This window comes from Methylophaga sp., assembly GCF_030651745.1.
Genome location: NZ_JAUSCC010000063.1, coordinates 1 through 18,811, shown reverse-complemented (window position 1 = coordinate 18,811; position 18,811 = coordinate 1). Strand labels below are relative to the sequence as shown.

Here is an 18,811-nt window from a genome sequence, read left to right as displayed (position 1 = left end):
AACTCTGTTGAGCCGCATAAAAACGGCCGTTTAAGTATTGAATAGCAATGGCTGTGCCAAACTTCTGCTTTCACGGTGAGGACTTTTGGCTGATAACACTTGCAAGCTGAGTCAAAGCTTCTGTTTGTCGAATTAATTGTTGGCTTATCTGTTCGATGGAATAGTAGCTTCGGGATTCTTGTAAATGCTGATTCTGCAACAAATCACGTTGCAATTGCTGGGCGAGTTCAATACTGTTTTTGAGTTGTTGCTGTTGTTGTCCAGAATGAATTTTTAAGGGTTGCAGCAATTGACTTAGCTGTTGATTGAGTACCCGAATTTCCATCGAAAAATCACGTAACTGACGTGCTTCTTCACCCAATTTTGCCGCTTCAACAGAACAATTTAATGCCAGTAAACTGGCTTCGAATACCGCGTCATCAATTTCCTGCAACATGCTGGTCAAATGGATATTGTGCAAGTGAACTTCATATAAGGCTTTTTCAAGTGCTGGTAAAACATTTGGAGACGGAGTGATGGTCGCGGAACCAGCCGCCGCTTGCGGTTTATTATTCAGCGGTGCAGTCTGCGGATAACATTCCAGCAAAAATCCCATTACCTCATCTTGCTGATACAGAACTGAAATGGTTAACCTCAGATCGATCACCGCATTATGCAAATCAAAACTTTGTGGTAGTTGTTCAAAATTGCTGAACAAATCGCCAGAGAAGGGTAATTTGTCCATGACGTTTTGCATTTGATAACCAATCAAACTGTTGATGTTTATATTGGGAAACATCTGCTCAAGTTCGGTTTGATGAGCAGTCAACAGACTTTCCGCGGCCGCATTAAGATAGCGGATCACCAATGTCGAATCGATTATCAGCATTGGGGTGGCTGTTTGTGCAACGGCTAATGATGTAAGTACATACTCTGGTGTAGTGTTTTTATTTGTTTGATATTCAACACCGCTCTCAGTGACTTGAAGCACTGGACGTTGCATCAACTCAGCGACATATTCAAGTATATTCCGCCAGGCTTGCTGTAATTGCTCATCCCACTTTTGATCAGAAAATTCGGCAATTACCGACAACCAGTTTTCAATAAACGCCTCATAATGAGATGCCTCAACACCGTACTGCTGATGACGAGCTCCCAAACCTTGCAGGTAATCCTCAATCATTTCTGAATCACGCAAATGCTGAATCAGTAACACCATGGATGCCAAAAGCTTTTTATGCTGCCCCTCAATGGTTACCGATTTAAATAACGGCATGATCTCAGGGTATTCGGTAAACAAGCGTTGATAAAAACGTTCCGCTAATGCGTCGCTGAATTCCATCAATGCAGCAAAATTCTGTTCTACCAGCATGATATCGTGTTCTTGCAACCCAACCGCCTCGTTTAACTGATAGTGTCGTAGTGCATTTTTAGCCATTAGTCAGCTCTTCCCATCAGCAAGTCATTTGCCAAAGATTGATAATCGGCAGGATTAGCAGACTCATTGTCGTATATCACCGTTTTTAATACTCGCTTCGGAAAATACCGGGTAAGTAAACTACCGAACTGATAGGCAAAATCAGTACCGTCCGGCAATTTATTTAAACACAGCCACAACCGTAAGGATTGTGTTCTCAACATTGAAACGCGTTGTAATACCGGCAACATTTTTATCATTCCGCGTAAAGCCCCATGTTCTGCAGAAACCGGAATTAACATATCGGTGGCTGCCAATACTGCATTGGTTCCTAATAAACCTGATATCGCAGCACAATCTATCAGAATAATATCTGCATCTGATTGTATTGTCGAAGTAAGTAATTGCTTCAGCTTTGACCCCGGCTTAACAGAGTGTTTTTGCTGCTCGAATACGCCAAGCTCAGGGCCTGCTGCAATGAGTGAGAGGCGTTCGGTTAAAGGCAGCAATAATTCTTTTGCCTGACTTGTCTCGTTAAGCAAGCAATCCATGCCAGGTTGTGTTTCCGGTACCTCAAACTGACGGCTTAAATCCGCTTGAGGATCCAAATCCAGCATCAGTACCCGGTAGCCCATTTCTGCCAGAATCACCCCTAAATTTGCTGTAATAGTGGTTTTACCAACATCATGCGTCTGGTTCATGACAGCGATAATGCGTGTTGCTCCATCCATCGCCATTAATTAACCTTTATCCCTCATTAAGTGCTCAAATAAATTACTGATATCAAGCAAATACAGTTGTTGTGAATCAATATCTACGACATGTTTAACCAATGGATTTAACGATGAGCTGAAATCAATTCCATCCAACTCTTTTGTGTCAATCAGTTGAGTGATATCGCTTACGCACAGTGCCAGCCAACGCTGAGAGTCCTGCGGATGGTGTAATAAAACAAGTAACGGATGCCCGGATTCATCAGCTATCGAGTCCATTTTCAATAACAAATTTAAGTTAAGCACGGGCACTATTGCATTGCGAATATGTACAACTCCCGTTAGCCAATCTGGTGTGTCGGGCAAACTGAGAGTTTTTTCCAGTGGCAACACACTGACAATACTCTGAACTGGAACGGCAAAATGCTGGTGATTGAGGATCATCACTTGGTAAATATCTTGATTTGAATTTGATTCCAGAGCCATTTTTACTTGTCACCGACCATTTCAAACAACATCAATAATTTGTTCGGTTCAAGCAATAACGCCAAATCACCGTCAGGTAATATCGCAATACCTTTAATGCCATTTACATGGTGATAATGCGGACGCAAGGATTTAACCAACAACTGTACCTGCTCCGCCAAACTATCCACCTGTAGTGCAAAAAAACGTTTTTCAACATTAACCAGCACGATAGAATCTGACTGTTGGTCACGTTCCATATATGGCAATTGCAGAAATTTGCGTATATCAACCAATGGGACGTGATAATTCTCATCGCTAACAAACCAGCGTTTGCCCTGCTGCCAAACGACCCGGTTCTCATCCCATAAATAACTATTGATTAAATTAATCAGTGGTAATGCGAGCGTCTGATCATCTATGCGGATCAGCTGCACATCGATCAATGATTGCAACACAGGGATCTGGATATTAAAACAACAGCCTTTGCCTGGGTTAGAAACCAATTCAATGTTCCCCGCCAAATCGGTCACATGTTGCTTAACAACATCCAAGCCAACCCCTCTCCCGGAAACAGCATCGACTGCTTGAGAGGTCGAAAAACCTGATTGAAAAATCCATTCACTGATTTTTTGTTTATCAGATAAATCCTGAACATGAAGCCCCATTTGTTTGGCTTTGGCCAGGATTTTATCTTCGGCCAACCCTGCACCGTCATCACTAAAGCGAATCACTAACCAGTCATCAACTTGCTCAGCTGTAATATGAATTTGACTGGTAACGGGTTTACCTTGTTGTTGGCGCTGCTCAGCAGATTCAATTCCATGTGCTACCGCATTGCGCAGTAAATGTGTCAACGGATCTATCAGCGAATTGACAATGAAACTATCCAATTCAATGGGAGCAATATCCATTTTCAGCTGCACTGGTTTAGCGGTCCTGTTAGCCAAGTCAAAAGCCATTCTGGGAAGCCTGGCAAACGCATCAGCAAGCGGACACATAGCAATGTGCAGCAATTGCTGTTGTAACAGCTGTTGCTGACGCTTCATCGCATGGTTACGTCGCAGTAAACGAGTTTTATCGGTCTGATTTAGCTGGTGAGCAATGGCGGTTGACTGTTGTAACTGGGATTGTAAGTTTTGGGATACCGTAAGCAAAGCTTCCAGATTAGCCTCGTTCAATTTATAACGGTTTGGCTCAATAACCCGCTTGGGCTGAGGCAATGCCAAAATATCTATCGATACGTCACAGATGTGCTTCACCCAGTCGAATTGAGCCGTCAACTGTTTATATTCAAGCTCTGCTTTAAGTGTGATCTGCCAACGTAAATAGCACTGGAACGGATCAAAATCTGCAAATTCCGGCAGTTTTTCGGTAAATACCGAGACTTTTATCGGGCCTAAAGTACGCAGCGCCCTGATAATACGCAAAGGATCATGGCCATTTTCAAAAAATTCTGGATAGGGTGCAAAATCAATTTGCCAAACCGATCCAATTAATTCCTGATCTTTATTGGTATTAACTGAAACGTGCTTATGCTCAGCCAGACTATCCAATCTAGCGAGACAATCATCCAGCTGCTCATCAGGGACATCATCAGTTAACCGAGGGTTACTTAATCTGAGTCGACAAAAATCAACTGCCATAAACAATGCTTCACTGTCTTTGGCGGTTAGCTGAGTTTTATTAGCTAAAACATTTTCTATGGCATGACAAACCTGAGCGATTGATTCATCCCCAAAACTGGCGGCAGTCCCTTTTAAAGAATGTAAAAGTCTCAAGGTTTCCAGTTGCTGATCCATTCCTGCTGACGGTGTCTCCAGTGACGTTAAGACCCACGCTTCAATTTGCCGTAACGTTTCCAGCGCTTCTTCATGAAAAGCCGCCGATGCAGAAGATAAGGAAGGAATCATCAGTATCCAGATTAATTCAGCAATGAATTAACCGTGACCACCAACTGTTCCGGATCAAAAGGCTTTTTCAGCCAACCGCTGGCTCCGGCATCTCGGCCAAGCTGTTTTTTCTCTTCGTCCGTTTCGGTGGTTAACAGCAAGACTGGTGTAAATCGATACTGGGGTAATTGACGAAGTTTCGAAATGAATTCAGGCCCCGTCAGCTGTGGCATATTAAAGTCACTTAAGATCATGTCAAACTGTGCTTCTGAGACCATTTCAATAGCCTGTTTCCCATCCTCAGCGCACATCACATCGTGACCCGAATTTTGCAAAATAATTTGCAGCATTTGTCTCAATGAAGGCGAGTCATCCACGACTAAAATCCTGGCCATTCTAGTTTTTCTCCATTGCATTTATGCCTGTTGACGAAGCCTGATGCTCCATCGTAAAAACCAATCCGGATAGGCTGATGGCATCCTGAAAGTGTTCACTGATGTCGGACCAGAGCACCTGAATTCCCACCTGCTGTGCCTGTATATGGAACTGATAAAGTAATTGCAGTGCTGCCGTATCAATTTTTTGGATACGGCTGACATCGATCAAGACACTTTCTTCTGCGAGCACTATTTTCAAACAACGCAAATACCATTGCTCAAGCTGGATAATGCTTAGCTGCTGTCCACAATCCAATGTCGTCATGGTTTTATTCATCATTTTGGTTTTCACATAACAATTTTTGCCGTTCAGCCCCCAGTTAAGGACAAATATCTCCGCTTGCTAACGGTATAAAACCGCAGTAATACAAATATTGTCCACTTTTTATGGGGTAATGCAGAGACTATGCCAGTGTTTATTTATGTTTGCGTGCCCAGAGCATGGCGGTATGTTCATCGGCCAGTCGTTGTTCCTGTTTTTGCTGGCGTTGCTCGTCTTCTGTTTGATAACGCTCTTTGAGAGATTCAATTGAACGTTGTTTGTTGCGGGCTTTCAGCCATAACTGCTGCTGTTGTTGGGTTTGAACAAAACAGCGTTCAACATGACTTTGCTGCAAACGAATTGCGTGATCTAACTGAGCTAGAAATGATCTTAAGTCAATGGCTTTGCGTGCACTCATCTGCAACGCATCTCCTTGGCGAAATTGTTGTAGATATTCTTCCCGATAGCGCAATAAATCGTTGAGCTGATTGCGTTCGTGCTCTAAAACGTTATTGGCCTGAACAAGGCTTTGCATGGCCTTATCTGTTTCTCGACCGGCCATTTCGATTACTGGAATCAGTTTAGTTGCCCGAGTCATATCACTTTATCGTCCACTTGAAACACATTAAACCGTGTTAGAAATTACGCTGCTCCGCCGCCATCAGCTGTCCGGTTAATTGCGGTTGATGGCTCATCTGACCAAAAGACAGTTTTTGTAATGCCTGGAGACTGCTGTTCCAATCATGCGCCACATCCATGTTCTGTTTCAACATTGCTGATAATGCCGGAAAACGATTAATCGCCTCATCAATATGGCGATCGCTGCCAGTCTGATATGCCCCAATGGTAATCAGATCCTGATTCTGTCGATAAGTGGCATAAATTTGTTTGAATTGTTGCGCAAGTTGTAAGTGTTTGGCATCCACCACCTGCGGCATAACCCTACTGATAGAAGCTTCAACGTCAATGGCTGGATAATGACCGGCTTCTGCTAACTGCCGGGATAACACGATATGTCCATCCAGAATGGCACGAGCCGCATCTGCCACAGGATCCTGCTGATCATCACCTTCAGTAAGCACGGTATAAATTGCCGTTATAGCCCCGCCGCCGACTTCACCGTTACCTGCACGCTCCACCAATTGCGGTAATAATGAAAACACTGAAGGAGGATAACCTTTGGTCGCAGGGGGTTCGCCAACGGCTAAGGCAATTTCACGCTGCGCCTGAGCAAACCGTGTTAACGAGTCCATTAACAACAAAACCTGTTTACCTTGATCGCGGAAATATTCAGCAATACTGGTGGCTAACATGGCCCCATGCAACCGCATCAATGGTGAGTGATCAGCTGGTGAAGCCACGACTACCGCTCGTTTTAATCCCTCCTCGCCAAGGATCTCTTCGATAAATTCTTTTACTTCCCGACCCCGTTCGCCAATCAGTCCCACAACGATCACATCTGCTTCGGTGAACCGGGTCATCATGCCCAGCAAAACACTCTTGCCCACACCACTACCAGCAAACAATCCCATACGTTGACCACGCCCAACCGTCATTAAGGCGTTAATTGTCCGAACTCCGACATCAAGGTGCTGCCTTACCGGCGCTCGTGACAAAGGGTTGACGATGTTTCCATGCAACGGAACTTTATCTTTTACTTTGAGCGGGCCACGGCCATCCAATGGTTTTCCGGCACCGTCCACAACTCGCCCCAATAGAGCTTCGCCGACTGGTACTTGTGAGTCACTGCGAATAGGTCTAACTCGGGCATTTGGCACCAAACCACGTATATTGCCTGTAGGCATCAGATAAAGTGTTTCATCATGAAAGCCGACGACTTCTGCTTCTACCGGTTCGCGGCCAGGGGAATAGATTTCACAGCGACTACCAACAGAAGCCTGAAACCCTACAGCTTCCAAAGTCAGTCCTACCATCCGGGTTAATCGACCCTCAACGGTAATCGGGGTTTCATGATCTGCCGCCAAGCGCTCCCGATGCTGTTGCATACGTTGTTGCAAAGCCAGAGAACGGTTATATGGGTCAGCTGGATTCATGCTGGTTTTCTTGGCTCAATAAGCGAGATATCAAATTATTGAGTCGTGTTTCTACAGTGGCATCAATGGTAGTATCTGCGGTCACTAATTTTGCACCGCCGCGGCTAACCAATGGATCTTCATACCATTGCCAGCCGGTATCCTCATCAAGTTTCAAACCGTTTTTGACCAGCTCCATATCTTCTGGATTCAGATAGACCTTGAGTTGACGGTCGCTGACCGGTAATACTGCCAACGCTTCACGAACTGCTGTTAACACCAGCTCAGGTCGCTGGCGAATTTCTTGATAAATCATTTGTCGCGCCAGCAGACTGAGCATGGAGAGCAAATCCTGCTCAACCAGTGTGTCAACTGCTTTAAGTGGAGTATGCAAACTGTCTATTAACGCTTTCCATTGTTGGGCTTGTTGCAGAATCTCAGCTTCACCGGCTTTCAATCCTGCCTCTTGTCCTTGTTGAAAGCCTTCATCATAGCCAAGTTTAAAGCCTTCTTCCTGGGCGGCTTGTTGAACCGCTTCTATGGCTTCAACCGTTAACGGATTAGCATTCTCAGCGTCAACATCTGACACAGATACCACGCGGGGGACTTCCCAGCGTTCATAGGCATTCGCTAATTCTTCGGCGGATAAAACATTGGAATGCTGGGTGGTAAAAAGATCATCAGATGAAGTCATCACCGCCACCAGCGCTTCCTAAAGCAATATCACCTTTATCGGATAGCATCCGTGCGGTAGCCAAAATGGATTTTTGTGCGGCTTCAACATCGCTGACACGCACGGGTCCCATGGCCTCGAGATCATCACGTAGCATTTCTGCTGCACGTTGAGACATATTTTTGAGAAATTTCTCTTTAAGATTTTCGTCGGCACCTTTGAGCGCCAGTTGTAACTGATCGGTTTGAATCTCACGCATCAACGTCTGCATACCGCGATCATCAACATCTATTAAATTATCAAAGACAAACATCAGATCTTCGATATTCTGCCCCAGATCCGGCTCTGCTTCTTTGATTTTTTCCATGATAGCGGCTTCACGGCTGCCTTCAACAAAGTTGAGAATATCCGCTGCTGTTTTAGGTCCGCCAACCGTTGCTGTCTGCCCGCCGGTGTTGCCACTGAATTGTTTTTCGAGAATTTCATTGAGTTCATTCAGGGCAGCGGGTTGCACACCATCTAAAGTTGCAACGCGAAGCAGAATCGCTGCCTGATCACGTTCGGGGAACATACTCAATACTTGAGCAGCTTGATCGGGATCCAGAAATGAACAGACTATCGCGATGATTTGTGGATGTTCCAGACGGATCACTTCATAGATAGCACGTGCATCCATCCATTTTAACTGTTCCAGGCCATTGGTATTGCCACCAGAAAGAATTCTGTCCAGCAATCCCCCAGCACGCTCTTCACCCAAAGCCCCCACCAGCATTTTACGAACATAATCATGGGAGCCTATTCCAAGGCCAGTCTCTTGTTCAACGGTAGTGACAAAGTTGTCCAGAACAGTTTCAACTTCAACCCGCGTTACATTGGTCAATGTCGCCATAGCCTGACCAATTTTCTGAACTTCTTTGGGCCCCATATGCTTGAGCACCTGGGCAGCCTCTTCCTCGCCGATAGAGCGGAGAAATACAGCAGCTTTTTCAGTACCTGTTAATTTACGGGGTTGTTCGGCCATTATGCATCACTCGCTGCCCAGTTTTTAACCACTTGCGCCACTAGCGCAGGGTCCTGTTGTACTAAGCTACGAATATTAGTCAAATGCTGTTCAACGCGCTCAGAACCAGTCGTCAGTTTAGCAATATCTTCACCGTTTTTACTACTTGCAGCCAAAACTTGCTCTGCAGTCATGCCATCGGCATCACCGGATTGATTCGCTAGCTGTTTGTCAGGTGATTTATTTAAATCTCTGAAGGCTGGACGAATCAAACCAAAAATCAGGAATAACACTACCAGCGCACCTAATACCTGTTTACCGATTTCCCAAACCCATGGCTGCTCCCATAATGGAATAGCAGGCAGGGGCTCAGCTTCGATAGGAGTCACGAAAGGCGCACTGACCACATTTAAACTATCGCCACGAGCCATATTAAAACCGATGGCATCCATGACCAATGTATTAATACGTGCCATTTGTGCATCGCTCAAAGGCGTGGTGATCACGTTACCTTCAGCATCTGCCGAAGTCGGTTCATCAACCAGCACTGCAACACTCAGCTTACGGATAGACCCCGGAGCGAGACGACTATGACTGATAGTGCGATCCAATTCGAAATTACGAGTACTACGGCGGGCACTTGAGCCAGGAGTCACTGTATTAGTTACTACCTCACCATCAGCCCCAACATTTTCCTGAACAGCTTGCTCCGGAGCAATACCACCACCAGGAGGTTGATTGGTTAATGCACCTGGTATGCCCATCGGCCCCAGTCCACCGACACGTTCTTCTTCTGCCAGTTGTTCGCTGCGTAAGGCTGCCAGATCCGGGTTGTAACTTTCCTGTGTTTGTTCGGTAACAGTAAAGTCTACATCAGCCACAACCTGTGCCCGCACCCCGTTCATACCAACGATAGGCGTTAAAATATCTTCGATACGACTGATATACAACTGTTCCAGCTTCTGGGTAAACTCAAGCTGTGTATCACTTAACGCCATACTGCTGCTGCGTTCTGGCTGACTGAGCAAATTACCGCGCTGATCGACTACGGTTACATCCAAGCTTTTCATATTCGGTACGCTGGCAGCCACCATATGGGTAATTGCCGCGATATGCCCACGCTCCAATGTTCTGCCTGCGTAAAGATTAACTACAACGGATGCTGTAGGCGGTTTACGTTCACGAACAAATACAGATTGTTTTGGAATGGCCAAATGTACGCGGGCGCTACGGACATTCTGTAATTCTGATACAGAGCGGGCCAGTTCCTGTTCCATAGCCCGCTGATAACGTGCTTGCTCAATAAACTGGCTGGTGCCAAAACCTTGTTCCTGACTGAGGATCTCCATGCCTTGAGCACTGCTGCGTGGCAATCCTTCTGCCGCCAGGCGTAAGCGTAAACCTTGCACATCCGCAGCTGGAACCAGCAATGCTCCTGAAGTTGGGTCCAGTTTATAATTGATTTTCATCTGCTGTAATACAGTAGCAACCTCTGAGGATTCCTGTGCTTCCATCCCTGAAAACAACACCTGATATGAAGGTGTTTGCGACCACATAAAAATATACCCGCCCACAGCGATACTGGCAGCAATAGCCAGTAAAAACATGATCTGTTTAGTGATTGGCTGACGGGAAATATTATTCTGCATCACCGCCAACGGTGTGTTGGCAGCAAATGTGTTTATTTTGGTAGCGGGTGCATTTTCCATATTTCAGCTCTTCAGTTAAACCAACGCCATTAAATCGACATTCTCATGACTTCTTGATAAGCCTCGATCAGCTTATTACGTACCTGAACCGTAGCATCAAAAGCTACGCTGGCTTTTTGCGAAGCAATCATCACATCAGTCAAATTAACGCTTGGGTCACCTAACTCAAACGAGGTTTTTAACTGGTTTGACGTTTGTTGCGTTTGATTTACCTGATCCACTGCATTTTTCATCAGATTGGCAAAATCGACCCGGCCACTGGACAAATTTTGCTCTGCCGGCATCGGCGCAGCTTGGTTAGCCTGCGTTTGCATGGCCCGCATTTGGGTTAGCAACTGGTTCGGATCAATGGCTTTTATCATGGGTATGTTCTCGCTTTGTAATACTTATGTTGAACTTAAATAGCTTATGCAGACTTCTTGCCAAATTTTCCGGGAATAGCAACGCCTTGTTCACGAAAGCGAGAAATCTTGTAGCGTAACGTACGTTCACTGATGCCTAATTCTTTTGCTGTCTCACGTCGACTACCACGATGTTTCGCCAATATGTCGAGAATATGACGCTGTTCATGGCTGCGTAAGTCATCAGTGTTGTCTTTCAAGGTTTCCGGCTCATTAATTGGCATTATCGGTGCCGGTTTTACGACATCATCCATTTGTTGTGTGCCCCCCATCACTTCATAAGCCAAATCGTCAGCCTTGATAAGTGATCCACTCTGTAAAATCAGTGCACGTTGAATCACGTTATCTAATTCACGGACATTGCCCCGCCAGCTATGCTGGGCCAACTTAATCTGGGCTTCATGATCAAAGTGCGGAGCAACTCTGCCGCTATGCTGACAATGACGTTCCAATAGCTGTTGTGCCAACGGCACAATATCTTCTGATCTATCTCGCAATGGCAACAGCTGCAGTGGGAAAACGTTTAAACGGTAGAATAAATCCTCGCGGAACCGACCGGCTTTGACTTCTTCCCTTAAGGTGCGATTGGTTGTTGCCAATACACGAACATCCAGCGCTAAGGTTTTACGTCCACCCAAGCGTTCGACTTCACGCTCCTGTAATACCCGCAGTAATTTAGCCTGCAATGAAATATCCATTTCGGTAATTTCATCGAGCAAAATTGTGCCTTGATTGGCCTGTTCAAATTTACCGGCATAGGCCTGTGCAGCACCGGTAAATGCACCTTTTTCATAACCGAATAATGTTGCTTCAAGCATCGATTCCGGAATGGCGGCACAGTTAATGGCCACAAAGGGGCCATCTTTGCGAGATGAATGACGGTGAATGAAACGCGCCAGAACTTCTTTACCGGTACCACTTTCACCATTGATTAAAACGGTGGCATCGGTCTCGGCGACACGTCTTGCCAATGACTGCAAATCGACTGATGATTTGGCAACTGCCACCATATCATCGCTGGCTGGCAGCGTACGCACATAACGTTGTACTCGCTGCAGCAAATCATCAGCTTCAAATGGCTTCATAAGATAGTCGCAAGCGCCTTCATGCATTGCTTCCACAGCACTTTGCACGGAACCGTATGCTGTCATCATCACCACTGGCAAAGAAGGCAACATGGCACGGGCTTTTTTCAATAAGGTATGCCCATCCATCGGTTGCATTTGCAAATCACTCAACAATAATCCAATCGGTTCATTTGCCAGTTTGTCCAAGGCTTTCTGCCCATGATCGGTTGCAGTAACTTGATAACCCGCCAGTTCAAGTGTGTCACATAAGGCAATGCGTAAATTTGCATCATCTTCCACCACCATAATCATTGACTGTGTCATGACTTCACTCCTGATTGCATTGATTCCTGAGCCATATTCATTGGGCGATAAACCGGTAACCGCAGACAAAAGGTACTGCCCACACCTTGTTCACTATCCAGCCACAACATACCTTTGTGTGCACGGGCAACAGATTGCACAACCGCTAAACCAAGACCGGTTCCGGCTGAACGTGTGGTATAGAAAGGTTGCAGGATCTTGTCGTAGTCTGCCTCTGCAATACCGTCACCATTATCTTCGATACTGATTTCGATAAATTGCTGCTGTTCTTCTTCGGCATAATCAGCGTGTATCGTTATTTTTCCTGACTCACCACAGGCCTGGCGGGCATTGTTAAGTAAGTTATTCAACGCACTGACTAACGCCGGCTGGCTGCCATAGACATAACCATCATTTACCTGATTAATGACTTGAACATTGAGCGGTTCGCTTTCGGGTTGAGCAATAAACTGTTGTACCAGCTCATCTAATAACTCGCTTACATTGACGGGTGCCGTACTGTTCATGTCACCGCGGGAAAAAGCCAACATATTACGAACCAATTGTTCCATATGACTCAGACTGTCATGTAAGCGGCGCGCAAACTTTAGTTGAGTTGCCTGTTCGGTTTCAGGTTTGAGTAGCGGTGCCAGATATAAGGTGGCAGAAGATAGCGGTGTACGAATTTGATGGGCAAGACGAGCTGCCATTTCCCCCATTGCCGATAATCGCTGCAAATGAGCAACTTTACGTTGTAGTTGACGGGTTTCGGTGACTTCCTGAAGCAGGATAATCTGGCCTGGTTCTTTATCCAGCGGGCTGGTAGAAATATGGACCAGACGTCCGTCAGCCAGTGAAACATCATGACCATCATCTTCACGGGGTTTAAATGCACGCTTGATGACATCAATCCAGCGTTGTCCAGTTAATGGCTCACCCAACAGATTAATAGCCACCTGATTACAATCTTGAACTAAACCAGAACCATCGATTACCACTACACCACCTGGGATGACTGCCAGTAAACTGCTAAGACGATCAGCAATGCGACTTTCTGAAGTCGATGTTTTGGGCTGGGTAACAGGTGGCGTCCATACTGGACGATTTTCAACAAACGCAGCTGCGCGCTGAATGGTTTTTAACGATAAGGGGCTTTCACTCGCCGGAGAGGATTCAGGCCATTGCAGATTCATCTAGTTTGCTCCACTAAAGGGTTTCAATAGTGGTTTAGCAAAATGTATGCCCTGTTTTTTATTTATTAAAAATCAACAGGTTAAATTAAATAATTTAATTTCCGAGTCAAATTTCAGGCGCTTTGCTTAGCTTGTTTCAATATCGCGCTGAATACCGTATTTTCGCATTTTCTCAACCAGCGTTGTACGGCGCATTTTTAAACGGCTGGCAGCATGTGCGACCACCCCGGCCGCCTCATCCAAAGCCTGTTTAATCAGTAAATATTCCAGATTCGCCAAGTGCTCCCGTAAATCAAGTCCATTTTCGGGAAGGGTATCCAGCTTCGTCAAACTTTCATCTACAGGGTGGTAACCATTGATCTGATGTGCAGCCTCGGAAAATCCTGCCTTAGCGGTTACTTTTAATACGTTTGCTGTTTCAGGACGCGCAGAAATAGCATCAGTGATAATCTCCGCCAGAGGCTCCCCTTCAATCTGATATTTTTCCGGTAGATCATCAAAGTCCACCGTGCCATACGGATATAAAATAACTAAGCGCTCGACGACATTCGCCAGTTCGCGAACATTGCCAGGCCAACTATATCGACATAAAGAAGCAATAGCGGCCGGAGTAAATCGCACAGCCCCACGATTTTCATGTTCAATACGCTGTGTCAGCTCATGGATCAGTAATGGAATATCCTCGGGACGATCACGTAATGCGGGCATTTCAATAGGAAAAACATTCAGACGATAAAACAGATCTTCCCGGAAACGACCATCATCGATGTGGGTTTCTAAATTTCGGTGAGTAGCCGCAATGACCCTGACATTAGCTTTTTGTGTTTTATTGCTACCCACACGTTCAAAGGTTCTTTCTTGCAGTACCCTTAACAATTTAACCTGCATCGGTAGAGGCATATCGCCAATTTCATCAAGAAACAGCGTGCCACCTTCAGCCATTTCAAAACGCCCTTTACGAGCCGTTATCGCTCCAGTAAATGCGCCCTTTTCATGACCGAATAACTCGCTTTCAAGAAGTTCACCAGGAATGGCTCCACAATTTACCGGGACAAAAGGTTTTTCGCGTCGAGAAGAAAAATAATGCAGATTACGCGCTACCACTTCCTTACCCGTTCCTGACTCCCCTAAAATCAGCACATTGGCTTCAGAATCTGACACTTGCTGAATCATTTTCTGAACCCGTTTCATCTTTAAACTGTTGCCAACCAGTGAACGAAACAGAGGTTCGGTTTCCAGCGTGTTATCAGTCTGATTCCGATAAACATTTGCTTGCTGTAACGCATTATTTAACTGAGGATATTTGACAGGATAACTTAGAGCACCGATCGTACCCGGAAACTCGCTTACAGGATTTTGCGGATAGCCAAGGGTAAAGACCGGCACTCTGGCCTCGTGGTTAACCAGTTCACGGAGCAATTGTTTGGTCTGACTAGCGCCGCCGCAATCTCCTACCAGTGCCATCGCGATATCATTTAAATCACCAATATTCTCAAACCAACTTTCCATGTTTTTCACTACCACAGCGTGGCAATTCACAAACGCTATAAGCGTGGAAAGTGTTTCTCGGCGTTGTGGATCAATATCTATCACCAAGATATTACACGCGTTCATAACTGCTCCTGAAGACAAGGCTACTCTGAGCCCGCCGGTCTAACTGTAAGGGTTTGTTAAATCAAGTTAAGCACTTTAAAGTAGGTTGTCAAAAAAATGACACCCTGCTCTGGAACGTTTACCGAGGCAAACGTGCTAACTAATTGGATTGATAAGCAGTTACGGCTTTTTGAGTGAACTTGGCATCGCGCAATTGTAATTGCAGGGAATGCTTCCCTTGTTGGCAATGCGCAATAAGTTGATTGTTGATATCAATGAGTGACTCTAGCTCGGTAGTCAATCCCTCAATCTCTGAGAAATCCTCGGCAAGGGGAAATACAGCCTGCAATAAAAGCTGTCTCTGTTTCTCTATTGGATCGAGGTCTTCCCATTTTTGCTGTTTGGCTAACTCCAGCATCGTTTGGGTAAGCTCTGATGCCTGTTTCAGTGTTTTAAGTTTTTCTTGTGGAGATGACATTGTTAATCAGTGATATTCAGCAGGGATGTTATCCCAACCGGCTTTAACTTCCATCAGTAAGCTACTGACTTCATCGAGGATAGCAACATCATTCGTCACGTTGGCTTCTAATAAACGTCGGCCCATATATTCATAAAGTGAGTCAAGATTTGCTGCAACTTCACCACCCTTTTGAGCATCAAGACTGGTCCGTAAGCCTTGGATAATATTCATGCCCCAAGTAATCTGCCTGCTTTTTTCTGCAATATCATTACGAGCAATACAGCCTTTGGCGGTTGCAATTTTTGATAAAGCACCTTCCATCAACATCTGAATAATACGATGCGGGGAGGCGAAATTCACCTCTGACGCCACCGCGCCTCGGCCATAACCTTCCAGCGCTTTTTTATTGATCATGTTTTGCATCATCCTAAGTTTAGCTCTGTGTTAATTATTTCTACTATTATTCAATGAAGCCAGTTGTTGCGTTAAAAAGCTCGATGTATTGTTCAGGCTGCTCACAAGCGTATCCAATGCACTGAATTGTGCACGAATTCTGGCCTCTACGGAAATCATCCGATCTTCCATCCGTAAAATTTGCTCATCCATCCCCTTGACCTGAGTCTTCAAACCTTCTTCCCGGGAGTCAATCAACCCATTTGTGGCTAACCAACCATTGGCAAGAGTAGACAATTTAGCGGCAAAACCGCCGCTTTCAGAGGCAAATAAATTTACAAACGAATCAAAATCATTATTCATGATTTCAGTGATACGATCCGAATCGACCTCCATTACACCTTGCTTATTGATTGATACACCCGCTTCAATCAGATAACTAAATGATGATCCATCAATAGATGTACCGGCATTTAATACATCAAATATTTGCCGCTCAAGTGTTAATAAAGTGCTATCTGCCTCAAGCTGACCTTTACGCTGATTATTAATTTCAGTACGCAATGCATTAAATGCTGTTGCAAAAGCCTGGACCGATTCGAGAATTTTTTCGTCGTTGCGGGAAACACTTAATGTAGTTGTTCCAACTGAGGCGGCATTAATTGTCACCCCATCAATTGCTCCGGTAAATGTATTTGAGTTACTGCTAACATCAAATCCATCTACTCTAATCAAAGCATTTTGTGCAGAAGAAATTGGTGCACGAAATTGCACGCCACCTTCCGGGTTATACGCTAAAGCAGATAAACCATCCTCGTCGGTATTGTTACCATCGCCGTCGGTTACACTTATGCGCAATGCATTATCAACACCGGTTTCTTTTGAAGATAGCACCAAACGAGCCCCATCATCACCGGTAACAATGGTCGCTGAAACACCTGTATTATCAGTTGCGTTGTTGATAGCGTCACGTATACCAGCAAGTGTGTTATTGCTGCTATCGATGGTCAATTCGAAACTATTTGCACCAATACTGATATTCATCGTTCCTTCGCCGACAATAGTATTGGAATCGGTATAGGCTTTGGTGGCAATTTTATCTCGTTCAGCTAGGCTAACCACTTCGATATTGTAATTACCGGCAACAGCATTGCTCGATACCGAAGTACTCATAATAGAATCGTTGCCGCTTGATGCTTTAAAAACCTGGAATTTCTGCGGCGAATTGAGATTTGTCATTGCTGTCTGAAAAGCAGCAACTTTGCTTTTTAAAGAGCCATAAGCACTGATCTGGGCATTAACAAATGATTTTTTTGTCGTTAAGTTATCGATTGGCCGACGTTCAATCGCCATCAGCTGTGTGACAATGTCATTGACATCTAGTCCTGAACCGATGCCTGGTGCTTGTATTGTAGCCATGATAATGCTCCCGATTAGTGTGTAATTTTAAGCAAATTACACGCCAATCAAACCCTCATTTCCAACAACATGCCGCGATACTCTTCAAGAGAGCTGCGAAGCACTAATAATTCTTCAGCAGGGATCTGCCTGATCACTTCATCAGTTTCAGAATCAATTACTCTAATGATAGTGTCGCCGCTTTGATCATCCACTGAAAATTGTAATGAACGATTCATACTCTGCATGTAGCTATTAAGCTCGACAACGCGATCTTGAATCGCCGCTAATTGCTCATCCGTTGCTTCCAATTGCTTGGCGAGCGCGTTGGGCTGAGCAACAACATTAACACGTTGCATAGTGGCAACCCCTGAAACAACTTCAGCAGGAACATTACTGCCCTGCTGAATACTGCTAGAAGTTGATAATGACACTGAATCAGTTTTAACTGTGAAATCGTTTGTGGTCATTCCTTCATCCTCCAAGAATATCGGGTAAGCGCTTCCCGGCTATTTGCCGGGAAGGCCTCCCGGTAACTTATCCGAGTAATGAAAGTGCTGTCTGAGGCAGAGTATTCGCCTGCGCCAGGATTGAAACACCAGCCTGCTGCAAGATCTGTGCACGAGTCAGGTTAGCAGTTTCAGCAGCAAAGTCAGCATCTTGGATACGGCTACGAGCAGCTGTCAAGTTTTCTGCATAGTTTTGCAGGTTAGAAATAACCGCTTCAAAACGATTTTGCAGGGCACCATAAGTAGCACGTGATTGGTTAACAGTGTCCAGCGCAGTACTTAAATTAGATAGTGCGGCTGAGGCTGCACCTGCAGTACTTACATCAACTGTACCAGTTGCACCCAGTGCTGAAGCATAACCGGCAATACCTGTCATACTTACTGTCGAAATAGACAACTGGTTCGATGCAGCACCACTAGCACCAACTTGGAAAGTCAGTGAATTCACAGCACTCAACAAGCCATTGCCAGCGAATTCAGTAGTCTGGATAATACGTGAGATTTCCTGAGTTAACTGATCCACCTCAGCCTGGATACCAGTACGGTTACCAGTCGTGGCGTTAGCTGACTGTACGGCCAGTTCACGAATACGTTGTAAGTTGTTACCAATTTCACCTAATGCACCCTCAGCAGTTTGACCGAGAGAGATACCATCTGATGCATTACGAACCGCTTGGTTAGTACCACGGATATCACGAGTCAGCTGTTCAGCGATGAACAGACCTGCGGCATCATCTTTTGCGCTATTAATACGCAGACCAGATGATAAACGCTGCAGTGATTGATTCAGACTGCTTTGTGATGATTCAAGATTACGCTGTGCATTTAAAGATGCCAGATTCGAGTTAACAATAACCGCCATGAGAATTCTCCTAGGCTTTTAAGGGCATTTTGCCCCACTAAACATGGCGGAC

20 protein-coding genes are annotated in these 18,811 nt (G+C 45.2%); all 20 read right to left on the bottom strand.

The genetic code is table 11. The features are described from left to right. Positions 1–70: 70 nt before the first annotated feature. The gene (locus tag Q7V21_RS07890) at positions 71–1,417 is read right to left on the bottom strand and encodes a globin family protein (RefSeq protein WP_304916765.1); all 1,347 of its coding nucleotides are present in this window, start codon (positions 1,415–1,417) and stop codon (positions 71–73) included. Continuing rightward, the gene (locus tag Q7V21_RS07885; RefSeq protein WP_304916764.1) at positions 1,417–2,133 is read right to left on the bottom strand and encodes a ParA family protein; all 717 of its coding nucleotides are present in this window, start codon (positions 2,131–2,133) and stop codon (positions 1,417–1,419) included. The genes Q7V21_RS07890 and Q7V21_RS07885 overlap by 1 nt, the downstream gene beginning before the upstream one ends. Positions 2,134–2,136: 3 nt before the next feature. Then, positions 2,137–2,595 (bottom strand): chemotaxis protein CheW, encoded by a 459-nt coding sequence (locus Q7V21_RS07880; RefSeq protein WP_304916763.1) that lies wholly within the window; start codon positions 2,593–2,595, stop codon positions 2,137–2,139. 2 nt (positions 2,596–2,597) lie between these two features. Further along, positions 2,598–4,487, bottom strand: a complete 1,890-nt coding sequence (locus Q7V21_RS07875; RefSeq protein WP_304916762.1) for a chemotaxis protein CheA — start codon at positions 4,485–4,487, stop codon at positions 2,598–2,600. 11 nt (positions 4,488–4,498) lie between these two features. Beyond that, the gene (locus Q7V21_RS07870) at positions 4,499–4,861 is read right to left on the bottom strand and encodes a response regulator (protein WP_304916761.1); all 363 of its coding nucleotides are present in this window, start codon (positions 4,859–4,861) and stop codon (positions 4,499–4,501) included. A 1-nt stretch (position 4,862) separates the two neighbouring features. Next, entirely contained in the window at positions 4,863–5,183 is a 321-nt protein-coding gene (locus Q7V21_RS07865) for a lipid asymmetry maintenance protein MlaB (RefSeq protein WP_304916760.1), read from the bottom strand. 136 nt (positions 5,184–5,319) lie between these two features. Further along, positions 5,320–5,763, bottom strand: coding sequence for a flagellar export protein FliJ (gene fliJ, locus Q7V21_RS07860; RefSeq protein ID WP_304916759.1), 444 nt, complete (start codon positions 5,761–5,763; stop codon positions 5,320–5,322). Positions 5,764–5,800: 37 nt separating this feature from the next. After that, positions 5,801–7,219, bottom strand: coding sequence for a flagellar protein export ATPase FliI (gene fliI, locus Q7V21_RS07855; RefSeq protein ID WP_304916758.1), 1,419 nt, complete (start codon positions 7,217–7,219; stop codon positions 5,801–5,803). Next, complete coding sequence (locus Q7V21_RS07850; RefSeq protein ID WP_304916757.1) at positions 7,206–7,892, bottom strand: flagellar assembly protein FliH; 687 nt, start codon at positions 7,890–7,892, stop codon at positions 7,206–7,208. Before Q7V21_RS07850 ends, fliI begins: the two co-directional genes overlap by 14 nt. After that, complete coding sequence (gene fliG, locus Q7V21_RS07845; protein WP_304916756.1) at positions 7,879–8,892, bottom strand: flagellar motor switch protein FliG; 1,014 nt, start codon at positions 8,890–8,892, stop codon at positions 7,879–7,881. The genes Q7V21_RS07850 and fliG overlap by 14 nt, the downstream gene beginning before the upstream one ends. After that, a complete protein-coding gene (gene fliF, locus Q7V21_RS07840) occupies positions 8,892–10,580 on the bottom strand; it encodes a flagellar basal-body MS-ring/collar protein FliF (RefSeq protein ID WP_304916755.1) in 1,689 nt (562 codons plus the stop codon). Before fliF ends, fliG begins: the two co-directional genes overlap by 1 nt. 29 nt (positions 10,581–10,609) lie before the next feature. Next, positions 10,610–10,942, bottom strand: a complete 333-nt coding sequence (gene fliE / locus Q7V21_RS07835) for a flagellar hook-basal body complex protein FliE (protein WP_304916754.1) — start codon at positions 10,940–10,942, stop codon at positions 10,610–10,612. Positions 10,943–10,986: 44 nt separating this feature from the next. Beyond that, a complete protein-coding gene (locus Q7V21_RS07830; RefSeq protein ID WP_304916753.1) occupies positions 10,987–12,372 on the bottom strand; it encodes a sigma-54 dependent transcriptional regulator in 1,386 nt (461 codons plus the stop codon). Further along, positions 12,369–13,544, bottom strand: a complete 1,176-nt coding sequence (locus Q7V21_RS07825; RefSeq protein WP_304916752.1) for a PAS domain-containing sensor histidine kinase — start codon at positions 13,542–13,544, stop codon at positions 12,369–12,371. Before Q7V21_RS07825 ends, Q7V21_RS07830 begins: the two co-directional genes overlap by 4 nt. A gap of 126 nt (positions 13,545–13,670) precedes the next feature. Next, positions 13,671–15,158, bottom strand: a complete 1,488-nt coding sequence (locus tag Q7V21_RS07820) for a sigma-54 dependent transcriptional regulator (RefSeq protein WP_304916751.1) — start codon at positions 15,156–15,158, stop codon at positions 13,671–13,673. 139 nt (positions 15,159–15,297) lie between these two features. Continuing rightward, complete coding sequence (locus Q7V21_RS07815; protein ID WP_304916750.1) at positions 15,298–15,615, bottom strand: flagellar protein FliT; 318 nt, start codon at positions 15,613–15,615, stop codon at positions 15,298–15,300. 6 nt (positions 15,616–15,621) lie between these two features. After that, on the bottom strand, positions 15,622–16,011 hold the full coding sequence (fliS, locus tag Q7V21_RS07810) for a flagellar export chaperone FliS (RefSeq protein WP_084003048.1): 390 nt from the start codon (positions 16,009–16,011) through the stop codon (positions 15,622–15,624). Between the two features lie 30 nt (positions 16,012–16,041). Then, on the bottom strand, positions 16,042–17,409 hold the full coding sequence (gene fliD / locus Q7V21_RS07805) for a flagellar filament capping protein FliD (RefSeq protein ID WP_304916749.1): 1,368 nt from the start codon (positions 17,407–17,409) through the stop codon (positions 16,042–16,044). A gap of 47 nt (positions 17,410–17,456) precedes the next feature. Further along, positions 17,457–17,858, bottom strand: coding sequence for a flagellar protein FlaG (locus Q7V21_RS07800; RefSeq protein ID WP_304916748.1), 402 nt, complete (start codon positions 17,856–17,858; stop codon positions 17,457–17,459). Between the two features lie 67 nt (positions 17,859–17,925). After that, the gene (locus Q7V21_RS07795) at positions 17,926–18,759 is read right to left on the bottom strand and encodes a flagellin (RefSeq protein ID WP_304916747.1); all 834 of its coding nucleotides are present in this window, start codon (positions 18,757–18,759) and stop codon (positions 17,926–17,928) included. Positions 18,760–18,811 lie beyond the last annotated feature (52 nt).

Excerpts from the sequence above, each read along its gene's own strand:
- Q7V21_RS07890 (WP_304916765.1), bottom strand. The coding sequence starts at position 1,417 with ATGGCTAAAAATGCACTACGACACTATCAGTTAAACGAGGCGGTTGGG.
- Q7V21_RS07885 (WP_304916764.1), bottom strand. The coding sequence starts at position 2,133 with ATGGCGATGGATGGAGCAACACGCATTATCGCTGTCATGAACCAGACG.
- Q7V21_RS07880 (WP_304916763.1), bottom strand. The coding sequence starts at position 2,595 with ATGGCTCTGGAATCAAATTCAAATCAAGATATTTACCAAGTGATGATC.
- Q7V21_RS07875 (WP_304916762.1), bottom strand. The coding sequence starts at position 4,487 with ATGATTCCTTCCTTATCTTCTGCATCGGCGGCTTTTCATGAAGAAGCG.
- Q7V21_RS07870 (WP_304916761.1), bottom strand. The coding sequence starts at position 4,861 with ATGGCCAGGATTTTAGTCGTGGATGACTCGCCTTCATTGAGACAAATG.
- Q7V21_RS07865 (WP_304916760.1), bottom strand. The coding sequence starts at position 5,183 with ATGATGAATAAAACCATGACGACATTGGATTGTGGACAGCAGCTAAGC.
- fliJ (WP_304916759.1), bottom strand. The coding sequence starts at position 5,763 with ATGACTCGGGCAACTAAACTGATTCCAGTAATCGAAATGGCCGGTCGA.
- fliI (WP_304916758.1), bottom strand. The coding sequence starts at position 7,219 with ATGAATCCAGCTGACCCATATAACCGTTCTCTGGCTTTGCAACAACGT.
- Q7V21_RS07850 (WP_304916757.1), bottom strand. The coding sequence starts at position 7,892 with ATGACTTCATCTGATGATCTTTTTACCACCCAGCATTCCAATGTTTTA.
- fliG (WP_304916756.1), bottom strand. The coding sequence starts at position 8,892 with ATGGCCGAACAACCCCGTAAATTAACAGGTACTGAAAAAGCTGCTGTA.
- fliF (WP_304916755.1), bottom strand. The coding sequence starts at position 10,580 with ATGGAAAATGCACCCGCTACCAAAATAAACACATTTGCTGCCAACACA.
- fliE (WP_304916754.1), bottom strand. The coding sequence starts at position 10,942 with ATGATAAAAGCCATTGATCCGAACCAGTTGCTAACCCAAATGCGGGCC.
- Q7V21_RS07830 (WP_304916753.1), bottom strand. The coding sequence starts at position 12,372 with ATGACACAGTCAATGATTATGGTGGTGGAAGATGATGCAAATTTACGC.
- Q7V21_RS07825 (WP_304916752.1), bottom strand. The coding sequence starts at position 13,544 with ATGAATCTGCAATGGCCTGAATCCTCTCCGGCGAGTGAAAGCCCCTTA.
- Q7V21_RS07820 (WP_304916751.1), bottom strand. The coding sequence starts at position 15,158 with ATGAACGCGTGTAATATCTTGGTGATAGATATTGATCCACAACGCCGA.
- Q7V21_RS07815 (WP_304916750.1), bottom strand. The coding sequence starts at position 15,615 with ATGTCATCTCCACAAGAAAAACTTAAAACACTGAAACAGGCATCAGAG.
- fliS (WP_084003048.1), bottom strand. The coding sequence starts at position 16,011 with ATGATCAATAAAAAAGCGCTGGAAGGTTATGGCCGAGGCGCGGTGGCG.
- fliD (WP_304916749.1), bottom strand. The coding sequence starts at position 17,409 with ATGGCTACAATACAAGCACCAGGCATCGGTTCAGGACTAGATGTCAAT.
- Q7V21_RS07800 (WP_304916748.1), bottom strand. The coding sequence starts at position 17,858 with ATGACCACAAACGATTTCACAGTTAAAACTGATTCAGTGTCATTATCA.
- Q7V21_RS07795 (WP_304916747.1), bottom strand. The coding sequence starts at position 18,759 with ATGGCGGTTATTGTTAACTCGAATCTGGCATCTTTAAATGCACAGCGT.